The organism is Pseudoalteromonas sp. SR44-8, from assembly GCF_014163635.1.
In the GTDB taxonomy this organism is placed as follows: domain Bacteria; phylum Pseudomonadota; class Gammaproteobacteria; order Enterobacterales; family Alteromonadaceae; genus Pseudoalteromonas; species Pseudoalteromonas rhizosphaerae.
This window is the reverse complement of sequence record NZ_JACJDS010000007.1, coordinates 110670-124014: the sequence shown is the minus strand read 5'-3', so window position 1 is coordinate 124014 and position 13345 is coordinate 110670. Positions and strand designations below refer to the sequence as shown.

At 40.9% G+C, this 13345-nt stretch carries 11 protein-coding genes; 5 read left to right on the top strand and 6 right to left on the bottom strand.

Features of this window, described 5'->3' with window-relative positions; genetic code table 11:
* Nucleotides 1-41 precede the first annotated feature (41 nt).
* Nucleotides 42-1310: an HlyC/CorC family transporter gene (locus H5183_RS05145; RefSeq protein WP_145237200.1), complete on the top strand. Its 1269-nt coding sequence runs from the start codon at nucleotides 42-44 to the stop codon at nucleotides 1308-1310.
* Nucleotides 1311-1446: 136 nt separating this feature from the next.
* Complete coding sequence (locus H5183_RS05140) at nucleotides 1447-2283, top strand: mechanosensitive ion channel family protein (protein ID WP_145237203.1); 837 nt, start codon at nucleotides 1447-1449, stop codon at nucleotides 2281-2283.
* 55 nt (nucleotides 2284-2338) lie between these two features.
* Here the strand turns inward: H5183_RS05140 and H5183_RS05135 are convergent, their stop codons facing one another.
* Together H5183_RS05135 and gshA are read right to left on the bottom strand one after the other, a co-directional pair.
* Nucleotides 2339-2947, bottom strand: coding sequence for a hypothetical protein (locus H5183_RS05135; protein WP_145237206.1), 609 nt, complete (start codon nucleotides 2945-2947; stop codon nucleotides 2339-2341).
* A 140-nt stretch (nucleotides 2948-3087) separates the two neighbouring features.
* Nucleotides 3088-4665: a glutamate--cysteine ligase gene (gene gshA / locus H5183_RS05130; RefSeq protein ID WP_182731100.1), complete on the bottom strand. Its 1578-nt coding sequence runs from the start codon at nucleotides 4663-4665 to the stop codon at nucleotides 3088-3090.
* Nucleotides 4666-5152: 487 nt separating this feature from the next.
* Between gshA and H5183_RS05125 the strand changes: the two genes are divergently transcribed.
* Nucleotides 5153-6700 carry a PAS domain-containing methyl-accepting chemotaxis protein gene (locus H5183_RS05125; protein ID WP_182731099.1) on the top strand — a complete coding sequence of 516 codons (1548 nt, stop codon included), beginning with the start codon at nucleotides 5153-5155 and terminating at the stop codon, nucleotides 6698-6700.
* A gap of 111 nt (nucleotides 6701-6811) precedes the next feature.
* Here H5183_RS05125 and clpB read toward each other — a convergent pair whose 3' ends face one another.
* From clpB to rluD, 3 genes are all read right to left on the bottom strand, one after another.
* A complete protein-coding gene (gene clpB, locus H5183_RS05120) occupies nucleotides 6812-9388 on the bottom strand; it encodes an ATP-dependent chaperone ClpB (protein ID WP_149980795.1) in 2577 nt (858 codons plus the stop codon).
* 97 nt (nucleotides 9389-9485) lie between these two features.
* Nucleotides 9486-10211, bottom strand: a complete 726-nt coding sequence (gene pgeF, locus H5183_RS05115) for a peptidoglycan editing factor PgeF (protein WP_145237218.1) — start codon at nucleotides 10209-10211, stop codon at nucleotides 9486-9488.
* Nucleotides 10212-10220: 9 nt separating this feature from the next.
* Nucleotides 10221-11198, bottom strand: coding sequence for a 23S rRNA pseudouridine(1911/1915/1917) synthase RluD (rluD, locus tag H5183_RS05110; protein WP_182731098.1), 978 nt, complete (start codon nucleotides 11196-11198; stop codon nucleotides 10221-10223).
* A gap of 141 nt (nucleotides 11199-11339) precedes the next feature.
* Between rluD and H5183_RS05105 the strand changes: the two genes are divergently transcribed.
* A complete protein-coding gene (locus H5183_RS05105) occupies nucleotides 11340-12101 on the top strand; it encodes an outer membrane protein assembly factor BamD (RefSeq protein WP_145237224.1) in 762 nt (253 codons plus the stop codon).
* A gap of 82 nt (nucleotides 12102-12183) precedes the next feature.
* Here H5183_RS05105 and glnB read toward each other — a convergent pair whose 3' ends face one another.
* Complete coding sequence (gene glnB, locus H5183_RS05100; RefSeq protein WP_145237227.1) at nucleotides 12184-12522, bottom strand: nitrogen regulatory protein P-II; 339 nt, start codon at nucleotides 12520-12522, stop codon at nucleotides 12184-12186.
* 195 nt (nucleotides 12523-12717) lie between these two features.
* On the opposite strand from glnB, the gene H5183_RS05095 reads away from it, so the two are divergent.
* The gene (locus H5183_RS05095) at nucleotides 12718-13263 is read left to right on the top strand and encodes a GspH/FimT family pseudopilin (protein ID WP_145237230.1); all 546 of its coding nucleotides are present in this window, start codon (nucleotides 12718-12720) and stop codon (nucleotides 13261-13263) included.
* The last annotated feature ends 82 nt before the right edge of the window (nucleotides 13264-13345 follow it).

Sequence of the window (13345 nt, the reverse complement as noted above, 5' to 3'; positions counted from 1 at the left end):
CCCGCTTAATACGCATTGGTTAAATAAAAAAGGATCCTTCTTTGGACGACATCTCTACAAGTGTTTTGTTTATAATACTTGGAATACTCATACTTTGTTCTGCATATTTTTCTGGTTCTGAAACGGGCATTATGTCAATTAACAGAATCCGCTTACGCCACCTTGCTAAAGAAAATCACCGCGCAGCAAAGCGTGTCAACAAACTTTTGAGCCGTCCTGATAGACTTATTGGCCTTATCCTCATCGGTAATAACTTGGTGAATATTGCTGCCGCGCAGGTTGCAACCATTATCGGTATTCGTTTATATGGTGATTTAGGTATCGCTATTGCCACTGGCGCACTAACTTTAGTAGTGCTTATATTTGCAGAAGTAACGCCTAAAACGCTAGCTGCGCTTTACCCTGAAAAAGTTGCCTTTCCTAGTTCGGTGATACTCAAAGGGTTACTAAAAATTCTCTTTCCATTCGTCGTCGTCGTTAACTGGATGACCAATGGCATATTACGCCTATTTGGTATTAGTGCTGCACAAATAGATGAGCACAGCATGAGTAAAGAAGAATTAAAAACGGTGCTGAATGAATCGGGTGCGCTGATCCCCGCGCGTCACCAAAGTATGTTGACCTCCATTTTAGATTTAGAGCAAGTCACTGTCGAAGATATTATGATCCCGCGCAACGAAATTGTTGCCATTGATATCAATGATGACTGGAAACTAATTAGTAAACAGCTTACCCATGCACAACACACGCGAGTACTTTTATATCGTGACCAAATTGATGATGCGGTAGGCTTTATTCACTCACGGGATGCACTGCGGTTATTAACGAAAGAGCAATTTGATAAACCATCATTGCTTCGCGCAGTTCGTGAGATTTATTTTATTCCTGAAGGTACGTCGCTCAATACTCAGCTATTTAAATTTCAGCAATCAAAAGAGCGTATCGGTTTAGTAGTTGATGAATATGGTGATATTCAAGGATTAGTTACCCTCGAAGATATTCTTGAAGAAGTGGTCGGTGACTTTACCACTACGCAAACACGTACTCCAAGTGAAGAAGTTGTGTCACAAGATGATGGCTCATTTTTAGTTGATGGCGGTGCTAACGTACGCGATCTAAACAAAGAAATGGATTGGGAGTTCCCTCTTGATGGCCCGAAAACATTAAGTGGCTTAATTGTCGAATACTTAGAAGACATTCCTGATGCCAACTTGAGTTTGCGTATTGCAGGCTATCCGATTGAAGTTGTTGAAGTAAAAGAGAACATGATCAAACTGGTGCGCATTCAAGCGAACAAGCGCAAAATATAAGCAATATCTGTAGAGTAACCTATGGTTACTCTACTCCCTCAGCTCATCCCCGCAACAAATTTTTTGTTCATTATTCTCTATAAAGTGTTAATTATTAGGCTATTATATTTGTAACTTTATAGATGTGGAAAATGCAATGGAAGATATCTCTATCGAGACCCTGTACACCAAAGCGATTGAAATGCTAATGACCTATGGCCCTCGATTTTTATTGGCAATCTTTGTTTTAATTGTTGGTTGGTGGTTTGTTGGCCGTATTGCCAGTATGGCTGAAAAATCAATGGCAAAGGTAAAATTTGAAGCCGGATTAAGTCATTTTTTGGTCTCCTTCTTATCGGTTATTTTAAAGTTGCTATTACTGATCTCAGTCGCATCAATGATTGGTATAGAAACAACCTCGTTCATTGCTATGCTCGGTGCTGCAGGCTTAGCGGTCGGTATGGCATTACAAGGCAGCCTAGCGAATTTCGCCGGTGGTGTGCTGATCTTATTTTTTAAACCATTTAAAATTGGTGATGTCATTGAAGCCCAAGGCTATATGGGTAAAGTGGTTGAAATTCAAATATTTGTTACCGTACTACTCACTTATGATAATGAAAAAATTATTATCCCAAATGGTGCACTTTCTAATGGCTGTGTAAAAAACAAGTTTGCAGAACCAACTCGCCGCGTCGATATTGAGTTTGGTATTAGCTACAGTGATGATGTGCTTAAAGCGCGAGAAGTACTAATGGGCGTGTTAAATAGCTACGAGTTAGTACTCAAAGATGAAGCAAAACAACCGGTTGTGCATGTAAGTCAGCATGGCGATAGCCATATCGGCATGTTGGTCTGGGCATGGGTTGATTCTGAAAATTACTGGCCAGTGTATTTTGGTTTATACGAACGCGTTAAAATTGCCTTCGATAAAGAAAATATTACCATTCCATTCCCACAGCGCGATGTACATATTCATCAATTCCCAGGGAAATAAACTAATACTAAAAAGCCCGCTGTGCGGGCTTTTTAAAATCTTGAATCTTGTCAGATCAGCTAAATAACCTTTCTAACCACCCTTTATCTAAATCGTCTTCACAACGTTTAAGCTGAGCCGCATAGCGACTTGCACGATTTTTTACTTTATTAGCCACGGCCATTAACCACTTTTTATTTTTATAGGTGCCGCGTTTATAACCGCCCCAGCCTTCGTGGTAATTTAGGTATTGCGCGTAGGCATCCCATTTCGAAATGCCATTAACTTTATGAGTTTTATAAACAAACCAGCCCATAAAGTCGATAGCGTCATCAAAATCATCGCGATCGGCGCCGCTATTACCCGTTTCACGAATATAATCAGACCAGGTGGGAGTTTTTGCTTGTGAGTAGCCGTAAGCTGAACTTGCTCGCCCTGTGGGAATGACCCACAAAAAGTATTCCATTGGCGGTGCAGCATCGTGTTTAAAGGAGCTTTCTTGATACATCATGCTCATTAGTACATGTTTAGGTGAGCCCCATTTTTCTTGGGCATCTTTTGCGTCATAGTACCAATCGCTTTTTTCTTCAAAAATTTTACATATATCATTAGGTTGCTTTGGAGGGGCTGTTGCGCAACCAGTTAACAGAGCCCCCAGCGATAAAATAATTAAACTATTTTTCATTTTTTTTGTTGCTCGCTGAACTTTTTATAAAAATATAAGTCATATTTTATGAATGCGCAGTTTAGCATTGTTTATCCCTGAAGAATCTTTACGCAGCCAACTTGGGCTGCGTTTTTTTGCCTGCTTACTTAGCTACAAACTTACTTAGTGGCAAAATAATCATCTAAAAATGCATTAAATGTTTGATTATCAGCGGCTTTCAACTCGCGTTCAGCAATAACTGACTGATCTGCTTGTTGTTTTAAATAGCTGTCTGAATACACTTTATATGGCGTATCTTGATGTTGTTGCTGGTAACTTTTTGCCAACGATAAGGCAAAATAACCATTATCAATACCAGACCCTTTCAGTTGACTAATGTAGCGCCCTGAGTATGTTAATTCAGGATCTGCTATCCATTGGCTTAATCGAGTAATCGTTTCGCTGTAATAGCTAACGCCGTAAGCATTATCCATGTAGGCTGCAACTTGTTGTAACTGTGCGAAGATCTCTGCTCCCCACGTTGCTAGACTGCATGAATTACCAGAGCGGTTTAACATCACTTCTAAAGCGCGACCTTGGCTTACAACCGTATCTAAATTTTCGGTGCTACGCTGTTGCGAATCCCAATCCATTGTTGGAGAATCTTTCAATAAGCAATAAGTCAGAAAAATATCTAGGAAATGAATTTGCTCAATATCAATTCCCGTTGCTGCAAATGGATTTACATCTAGAGCTCGGATTTCAATATACTCAATACCGCCACGTAACAGTGCGTCGGTCGGTGTTTCGCCACTTTTAGCATTGCGCTTAGGACGAATTGGCGAATAAAATTCGTTTTCAATCTGCAATACATTTTTATTCAATTGTTTAGGCTGGGCATCTTTATAATCAGCAAGCTGACCATAAATATCTGACGGTGAATGAATCGCACTTTTTAATCCTGCTACATATTCATCTAGTGAGTTATACAATACTTTTAGTGATGACTGAGCACTGTTGGTATAACCCAAATTACCTAAGCGCAAAGCTGTACCCACTTCAAGATAAAGCGTGCCTTTACCTAGCTTTTTAAAAGGAAGATCCGTACTGCGCCCTTGTAAAAATGAATTACACAGCGCTGGCGATGCTCCAAATAAATAACTGATCAGCCATAGTTCTCGCTTGAAGTTACGGATCAGTCCTAAATAACCGGCCGAAATAAACTCTTGTAATGAGCCAGTATCGCCTTTAATCGTTTGTAAGCTCAGCCAAAATGACTCTGGAAACGATATATTAAAGTGCACACCGGCAATCGCTTGCATCATGCTGCCATAACGATTTTTAAGACCTTCGCGGTACAAGGTTTTCATGCGTCCAATATTAGAATCACCAAATTGAGCTAATACAATGTCATCTTGGTGTTCTATAAAACACGGCATACTGATAGGCCATAATAATTCATCGCCCATCTGCGATAGGGTAAACTTTTGTAAGTCTTGTAGCTGATTTAACGTTTCTTCAGCAGATTCACTAACGGGTGTTATAAACTCCAATAAAGACTCAGAAAAATCAGTGGTGATATGCCCGTTAGTTAACGCACAACCAACCCCTTTTGGATGACCTTGCTGTGAAATTACACCATTTGGCTTGATCCGCAACGCTTCTCTTTCAATACCGCGTTGAATGCCTTTAATTGCGTATTTATGCTGTTCTGGGGCTAGCGCTGCTAACGCTTTAGTTAAATCATGTGTAGTCAAAAATGCTTCCTCGAGCCACGTGGCCTAATCCTAAGTCAATGGGGGCAAATTGATAATACTCAAGGTTTAATAATGGCATAACTCTAATTTCCACTATTTACCAAGAAGGTCACCGTATGTTTGTAAAGCAAACTTGCTGCGGGCCGTTAAGCTAACACCCAAATTTTTACTAATCTTGCCATTGTAAGAGCTAATATACAATTGCTTTAATGACACCAATGTTATGCGAGATGCTGACTAATTAATTGTTTACTATCTGCAATCCATCTCTGAGACTTACCGACTTATCAAACTAGAACCATAATATCTATGTATATATTCAGCAATTACACGATTACGAATACAGCTTTTACAAGTTTCTTTGTTCTAGATCACTAAAAAGTTATTTAAGATCAATTTTGCACCTGTGAACACTGAACCTGCTATCATTACGTTTGTATGAACTTTATAATCATCACTAATAATAAAGCATGTTTAAGGACTACCTATGCGTCGGGGTCAGCAGTTAATAAACGAAGAAGTCACCTTTTCAGATCACCAGCAGCTCGTCTCTACTACAGATGTACGTGGAGTGATAACCTATGCGAATAAAGAATTTTGCAATATCGCTGGCTTCAACCTTGAAGAACTCATTGGCAAAAATCATAATATTGTTCGCCACCCAGATATGCCCAAAGCGGCATTTAAAGAAATGTGGGAAAAACTTAAACAAGGCCATTCATGGCGCGGGATGGTAAAGAATCGCTGCAAGGATGGCCGCTATTATTGGGTTGATGCATTTGTTACTCCTATTTTTGAACATGGTCAACTCGTTGGCTATCAATCAGTACGAACAAAACCGAGCGAACAACTAAAACGACGAGCACAAAGCCTATACACTAAAATAAATGCCGGTAAATCGTTGTCTTCTTGGCGTGAATGGGTCGGTGTTCGCCAAAGTGCAGCCCTACTGATTGGCTTAATTGGTTTAGTACTATTAGCAGCTTTTGTATCTATTTCTGTTGCACTGATAACCGCGCTATTTAGTTTACTAATTATGCTATTAAATTATGATGAATTAGTTTTCACACCAGCAGCACTGAAACAGCTCAAGGTAGATAATGATTCTGTATCCCGCTATGTCTATGTCGGCCATTATCCATTTAGTATTAGTGAATATAACCAGCAAATGCTTAATGCTAAATTACGTACCGTATTAGGACGAGTAAAAGATACGACTGTCACGTTTACCGGTATTGCGGCTAATCTAGACCAACAATCAGCATTAACTGAAAAAGGCATTGCCGCACAAGGACAACGCCTTGGCCAAATGGCCACCGCAATGTCACAAATGAGCGCAACCATAGGTGAAATATCGGGCAACACTCATCATACCGCTGAAAAAGTAAATATTACTTACCAAAGCTGCACTGATATAAAACTACACATTGCAGACAATAGTGCCATGGTGTCTGATCTTGCTTTACAAGTTGAACAAGCAGCAAGTACCGCAAATTCCCTTGCAACCGAGGCGGATAAAATAGGTCAAGTAATGACTGAAATCGAAGGCATTGCAGAGCAAACCAATTTACTGGCATTAAATGCTGCAATTGAAGCCGCGCGTGCTGGTGAACATGGCCGAGGCTTTGCGGTAGTTGCCGATGAAGTGCGTGCATTATCTTCTCGTACTCAACGTGCTACTGCACAAATTCATAGCTCTATTAAAGAAATTCAAGATACCCTGTTTAGCTGGTCCACGGTCATGAAAAACACCAAGGCGCAAGCCGATGAATGTGTAAATACCACCGGACATACCCAAGTTGAACTGGATAGCATCTTCGCGCAAATAAGTGAAATATCGCAACTAGCGACACAAATATCTGCTGCCGCCGAGCAACAACAAACTGTCAGCCTCGATATTAGCGACAACATTACACAAATAAAAGGTTACAGTGACGAGAACTTAACGTTGAGCTTTAATGTCGCTAAAGGTGCTGCACAGCTTGTCGAAGGCTCACGTAAAGTTAACGATATTTTACTGACTTTTAAGGTTTAATTAAGCGCGGCTAAATGATAGGGGTTTATCTTTAATATTTACTTTATAACTTTTTATTCGCAGCGAGTTTAAGGCCAGCATATTCACTGGCCTTAAAACTCAGTTAATCAGTTAGCGTGATGAGAACACTAAACCATTTTCGTCAGCATCAATTACTATCATGTCACCACTTTGATATTCACCTGCGAGTAACTTCTGCGATAATGGGTTTTCAATGGTATGTTGAATAGCCCGTTTGAGTGGTCGTGCACCATAAACCGGGTCAAAACCACTGGCTGCAATTCGATCAAGAGCTGCATCACTTATTTGTAACAAGTAACCCATTCCTGTTAGGCGCTCACGTAACTTGCTTAACTGAATATCTGCAATCTCTTTGATATGTTCATTAGCAAGTGGGTGGAATACTACGGTTTCATCAATACGGTTAATAAATTCAGGTCTAAACTCATTAACCAAAACCCCCATCACTTTTTCTTTTAACGCTGCATAATCGTTGTTACCGGTTTGCTCTTGAATAATATCTGAGCCTAAATTTGAGGTCATGATGATCACCGTATTTTTAAAATCAACAGTACGACCTTGGCCATCCGTTAAACGACCATCATCTAACACTTGCAGCAGAATATTAAATACATCAGGATGTGCCTTTTCGATTTCATCAAGCAAAATTACAGAATATGGACGACGACGAACAGCTTCTGTTAAGTAGCCACCTTCTTCATAACCAACATAGCCCGGAGGCGCGCCAACTAAGCGAGCAACTGAGTGCTTTTCCATAAACTCAGACATATCAATTCGCACCATCGCGCTTTCAGTATCAAACATATATCCAGCTAACGCTTTAGTCAGCTCAGTTTTACCGACCCCGGTTGGGCCTAAAAATAAAAACGAACCGATTGGCCTATTTGGATCTGCAAGCCCTGCCCGTGAACGACGAATCGCATTCGCCACTGCCACTACCGCTTCGTCTTGACCGATCACTTTATGGTGTAAATGTTCTTCCATTTGCAGCAGTTTTTCACGCTCACCTTGAAGCATGCGCGATACAGGAATACCAGTCCAACGTGAAAGTATCTCAGCAATTTCATCTTCACCCACTTGGTTTTTAAGTAAGCTCATTTCTTGCATTTCAGCTTGTGAAGCTAAGTCGAGTTTACGTTCCAATTCTGGAATGCGGCCGTATTGCAGCTCTGACATACGTTGTAGATCAGTGGCACGGCGGGCAACATCTAAGTCTAATCGCGCTTGTTCAAGTTCAGCCTTAATTACTTGAGTACCTTGCAAAGAGGCTTTCTCAGCTGTCCATACTTCATCAAGTTCACGGTACTGGGCTTCAAGATCGGTGATCAGCTCCTGCATCTCAGAACGACGCTTTTGGCTGGCGTCATCTTTCTCTTTAGCAAGTGCATTATCTTCGAGTTTTAGCTGGATGATACGGCGCTCTAATTTATCTAATGATTCTGGTTTTGAATCGATTTGTAGGCGAATAGACGAACCCGCTTCATCAATTAAATCAATGGCTTTATCCGGTAGCTGGCGATCGCTAATGTAGCGGTGCGATAAATGCGCTGCGGCAACAATGGCTGGATCGGTAATTTCAACACAGTGATGTAACTCGTAACGCTCTTTCAAGCCTCGAAGAATCGCTATGGTATCTTCTACTGATGGTTCTTCAACAAGCACCTTTTGAAAACGACGTTCTAAAGCGGCATCTTTTTCAATATATTTACGATACTCATCAAGGGTTGTAGCACCGACACAATGCAGTTCACCTCGAGCCAATGCAGGTTTGAGCATATTACCCGCATCCATTGCACCATCAGATTTACCGGCGCCCACCATAGTATGAATTTCGTCAATAAACAAAATCACTTGGCCTTCTTCTTTAGCCAATTCATTAAGCACTGACTTTAAACGTTCTTCAAACTCACCACGGTATTTTGCACCGGCCACCAAGGCTCCTAAATCAAGCGATAACACACGTTTGTTTTTCAAGCCTTCAGGCACTTCGCCATTAATAATACGCTGCGCGAGCCCTTCAGCTATAGCGGTTTTACCGACACCGGGTTCGCCAATCAACACGGGGTTATTTTTAGTACGCCGTTGTAATACTTGGATCGTGCGGCGAATTTCATCATCGCGGCCAATAACAGGATCAAGTTTACCCTGCTCTGCACGCTCAGTTAAATCGATAGTAAACTTTTTCAGCGCTTGACGGGTATCTTCGGCATTCGGATCATCAACTTTTTGACCACCGCGAATAGCTTGTATTGCTGCTTCTATTTTAGTGCTGGTCATATTTAAAGCGCGGAAGATATCACCCAATGGCCCTTTATCATCACACGCTGCTAATACAAATAACTCACTGGAGATGTATTTATCTTTACGCTTTTGCGCGTACTTATCGCATAAGTTGATCAGTGAAACCATGTTATTTGACAACTGCACGTCGCCGCCAACACCTTCCACTTTAAATAGCTTTTCTATCTCTTGTGATAACTTGGTATTAAGTTCATCGGCACTCACACTGGCTTGGGCTAATAACGCACGCACACTTGAGCCACTTTGCTGCAAGAGTGAATACATTAAATGTACTGGTTCAATAAATTGATGATCACGACCAAGCGCTAATGACTGAGCGTCAGAGAGCGCAGATTGAAATTTACTGGTAAATCGATCTAAACGCATAAGGGGTTACCTATTAAAAAAACTAATTACTTAATTAATGGGTATGCTCGGCACTTTGATCAAGGCTTAGGAGAAAATATACTCACTGAATAGACTATTACTTGCGCCAGATCAAAGAAGCCATACGGCCTGTTTGACCATCTCGACGGTATGAGAAGAATTGTTCGCTATTGCTAACTGTACAGTACTCACCACCACTAATATTTCTTATGCCTAGATTAATAAGCTGTGTGGTTGCGAGCAGATAAATATCCGCTAAATATTTACCATCCGCCTGCGCCACAAATGCAGTGTGATGAGATGCTGATTGTTCACAGAAAAGCGCTTTTACTTCACTGCCAACCTCAAACTTTGCAGCACCTATGGCAGGACCTAACCACGCTATAATTTGTTCTGCAGGGCTGCTAAAGTGACGCAAAGTATTAGCGATAATACCCGCATGCAAACCGCGCCAGCCACCATGAATAGCAGCCACCTCATCACCACTTTCACTGGTAAGTAAAACCGGCAAGCAATCTGCTGTCATAATTGCCAGTGGTTGATTTTTTAATCGGGTATACAGCGCATCCGCATCATAATTAGCCTGTGGGTCAAAATACTCATCCACAACAACGACTTCACTGCTATGGATCTGATTAAGCCACACCGGTGCTTTAGGAAGCTGAGCAGCTAAAAGTGCGCGATTCGTTAATACCGCTTGCTGATCATCGCCCACATGTAGGCCTAAGTTTAAACTCATAAAAGGCGCATGCGATACACCGCCCTGACGAGTTGTACTGAGAGCACCTACATTGGTTGGCGCTGTCCAATTAGGATAAAGCATTAAAGCAGCTTAAAAATCGATATTTGGATTAGCTTTGGTGTCTTCACGAAGTACGTGCGTCATGGCAACCATGTCATCAGGAATTGGCGCCTGCCAAGTCATCATATCACCCGTAATTGGGTGTGCGATACTTAGCTTTACCGCGTGCAATGCTTGACGATTAAATTCACGTAACATTTGGAACAATTCAGGTGTTGCGCCTTTTGGTGGACGTGGACGACCGCCATAGGCTTTATCACCAATCAATGGATGATTAATAAATGCCATATGCACACGAATTTGGTGAGTTCGGCCAGTTTCTAAACGAAGACGTAATCGCGTATGCGCACGGAATTTTTCAGCAACACGAAAATGCGTAATTGCTGGTTTACCCTGCTCATGCACAGCCATGTGTGTACGCTGCGTAGGATGGCGACCAATTGGTTTTTCAACCATACCACCTGCGGTCATGGTGCCATTACAAATTGCTTCATACTCACGCGTGAAGTTTTCACGCTTCTGTAATGCTTTAACTAAATGTGTTTGCGCCTGAATTGTTTTAGCTACCACCATCAAACCGGTAGTATCTTTATCTAGACGATGCACAATACCTGCGCGCGGAACATTAATGATATCTGGATAATGATGCAACAATGCATTGAGCACTGTGCCATCAGGATTACCGGCACCAGGGTGCACAACTAAACCCATAGGTTTGTTGATAACCAAAATATCATCATCTTCATAAACGATGTTTAATTTGATATCTTGCGCTAAGTATTCACGTGGGGCTTCAATGCTAGTTTCAACATTGACTGTTTCACCACCAAAGAGTTTCTCTCTCGGGGTGTTTAAAATTTCACCATCCACGGTGATTTTATCATCCAAAATCCACGTTTTTATACGTGAACGTGAATAATCAGGGAACAATTGTGCCAATACTTGGTCTAGACGTTTACCGCCTAACTCAGTTGGCACCTCGGCTTGAAGAGAAATTTGCTCTGACATTAGTAACTTTACCCAATTTACCAGTGCAAGCTGTGCTCGACTGGGTTAGAATCGCTTTTAATAAAAGCATTATATAATAAGCATAGTTTACTCGGTTTTACCCACTTGGCCTAGCCGAAGACATCGAAGGTAACAAATAAAATGATAAATAGAATAGGGAAACGTGCATTCGCCATTGTTTTTACAGTTTCATTACTTGGTTTAGGTGCCTGTTCGTCAGCACCTGATGCAGAAGATATCCAACGCGTTCCTAATAAATCAGCGCAAGCGTTGTATGATGATGCCAAACAAACACTTGATTCAGGCTTGTACGCGCGTGCAATTGAGCTTTTGAGTGCGATTGATTCACGCTATCCGTTTGGGCCTATGTCAAAACAAGTACAAATGGATTTAGTCTACGCCCATTACCAAGCGGGTAATACTGAACAAGCACTTGCAACAATTGACCGTTTTATTCGCCTAAATCCAAACCACAAAGATTTAGACTATATGTACTACATGCGTGGTTTAGTAAATATTAAAGCCGATAAAAACGCATTCCAAGAGTATTTTGGTGTTGATAGAGCCGACCGTGATGCTAATCGTACCCGTGTTGCCTTTACTGATTTATCAACCTTAGTCAATCGCTTCCCTGATAGTAGCTATGCCCCTGAAGCAAAAAGACGTTTAGTTTGGTTACTCAACAAAATGGCACGTTACGAGTTGAAAGTTGCTGATTACTACTATGAACGTGAAGCTTACTTAGCAGCAGCAAATCGCGGTAAATACGTCGTAGAGCATTATTCTCAAAGTAGTTATTTAAATGAAGCACTGGAAATGATGGAAAAAAGCTACAACAAGCTTGGTTTACCAGAATTAAGTAAACACGCCAAAATGACCCGAGAGTTAAATAAAAAGAAATAAATTAACATATACAAAAAAGGCGCTACTGATTGTTTATAAGTAGCGCCTTTTTTATGTCTGACTTTTAATCTCAGATAATAAATTAGATCGCGTCTTCATCTTCTTCAGCAGTACGAATACGTACTACACGCTCAACGTCAGTGACGAAAATCTTACCATCGCCAATTTTACCTGTTTGTGCTGTTTTAACGATCACTTCAATAGCACGGTCAACATCGTCATCACCAAGGACAATATCAAGCTTTACTTTTGGTAAAAAATCAACCATGTATTCAGCGCCACGATAAAGCTCAGTATGTCCTTTTTGACGGCCAAAACCTTTCACTTCACTGACGGTCATGCCAGTAATACCGACATCAGACAACGCTTCACGAACATCATCAAGTTTAAATGGTTTAATTATTGCTTCAATTTTCTTCATTATTAGTCGCTACTCTTATATTGCCAATTGAATCGATTTTAGACAATCCTGCACTTCATAGCAAACAAAGCAATTGAATTACGGTGATTTAATCGTCAGCAATGGTATGATTATATCAATTGGAACAATTATGTTTAAAATAAGTTCTTCAAAGTGCGCTGATTTACTCAGCGCACTCCAGTACCAGAGGTGAACATGAACAAACAACAACATGGCTTTACATTACTTGAGGTGATGGTCACCCTTGCGATAGTCGGAATTTTAGCCTCAATCGCTTTTTGGAATAGTAGCGACATGCTTGAAAATAACCGAGCTGAAAATTATTTGCTGGAGTTAAAACGTAACATCAACTTTGCTCGCGCAAAAGCCACAAGTACCGATTCATTGATCGTTGTGTGCAGTGGTAATACAACCAGCATAGAAAATGACAAAAAAGTGACCTGCTTAGATAGTTGGAATGACGGCTCTATAATCGTCTTTTATGATAGTAATAGTAATGGCGATCATAACCCACGCAGAGGAGACCGAATTCTCAGAGTTATGGAAGAAGTCCCTGACAATAATCAATTAACATTTTCAGGTGATAATTCATTGATATTTGATGCAAGTGGTCGTATTACCTCTAACCCAGGCACATTCATCTACTGTCCAAATAAAGATAACAAAAACAATAAAGCACTGACAATCAGCCAATCTGGTACGGCATTTTATAACGGAGATACGAGCGGCACCTGTGATTAAATTTCGCTCTATATTTGCATCTGATTTAGGGTCAACTAAGCTTAATCTACTTGTCATAATTGAGAACTTCAAGGATGAAGGA

What these genes read in the sequence shown, in the direction of transcription:
- pgeF (WP_145237218.1), bottom strand. Translation starts at nt 10,211, where the DNA reads ATGCTTTATCCTAATTGGACAGCGCCAACCAATGTAGGTGCTCTCAGT.
- H5183_RS05105 (WP_145237224.1), top strand. Translation starts at nt 11,340, where the DNA reads ATGATAAATAGAATAGGGAAACGTGCATTCGCCATTGTTTTTACAGTT.
- H5183_RS05140 (WP_145237203.1), top strand. Translation starts at nt 1,447, where the DNA reads ATGGAAGATATCTCTATCGAGACCCTGTACACCAAAGCGATTGAAATG.
- H5183_RS05125 (WP_182731099.1), top strand. Translation starts at nt 5,153, where the DNA reads ATGCGTCGGGGTCAGCAGTTAATAAACGAAGAAGTCACCTTTTCAGAT.
- glnB (WP_145237227.1), bottom strand. Translation starts at nt 12,522, where the DNA reads ATGAAGAAAATTGAAGCAATAATTAAACCATTTAAACTTGATGATGTT.
- H5183_RS05135 (WP_145237206.1), bottom strand. Translation starts at nt 2,947, where the DNA reads ATGAAAAATAGTTTAATTATTTTATCGCTGGGGGCTCTGTTAACTGGT.
- H5183_RS05095 (WP_145237230.1), top strand. Translation starts at nt 12,718, where the DNA reads ATGAACAAACAACAACATGGCTTTACATTACTTGAGGTGATGGTCACC.
- rluD (WP_182731098.1), bottom strand. Translation starts at nt 11,198, where the DNA reads ATGTCAGAGCAAATTTCTCTTCAAGCCGAGGTGCCAACTGAGTTAGGC.
- clpB (WP_149980795.1), bottom strand. Translation starts at nt 9,388, where the DNA reads ATGCGTTTAGATCGATTTACCAGTAAATTTCAATCTGCGCTCTCTGAC.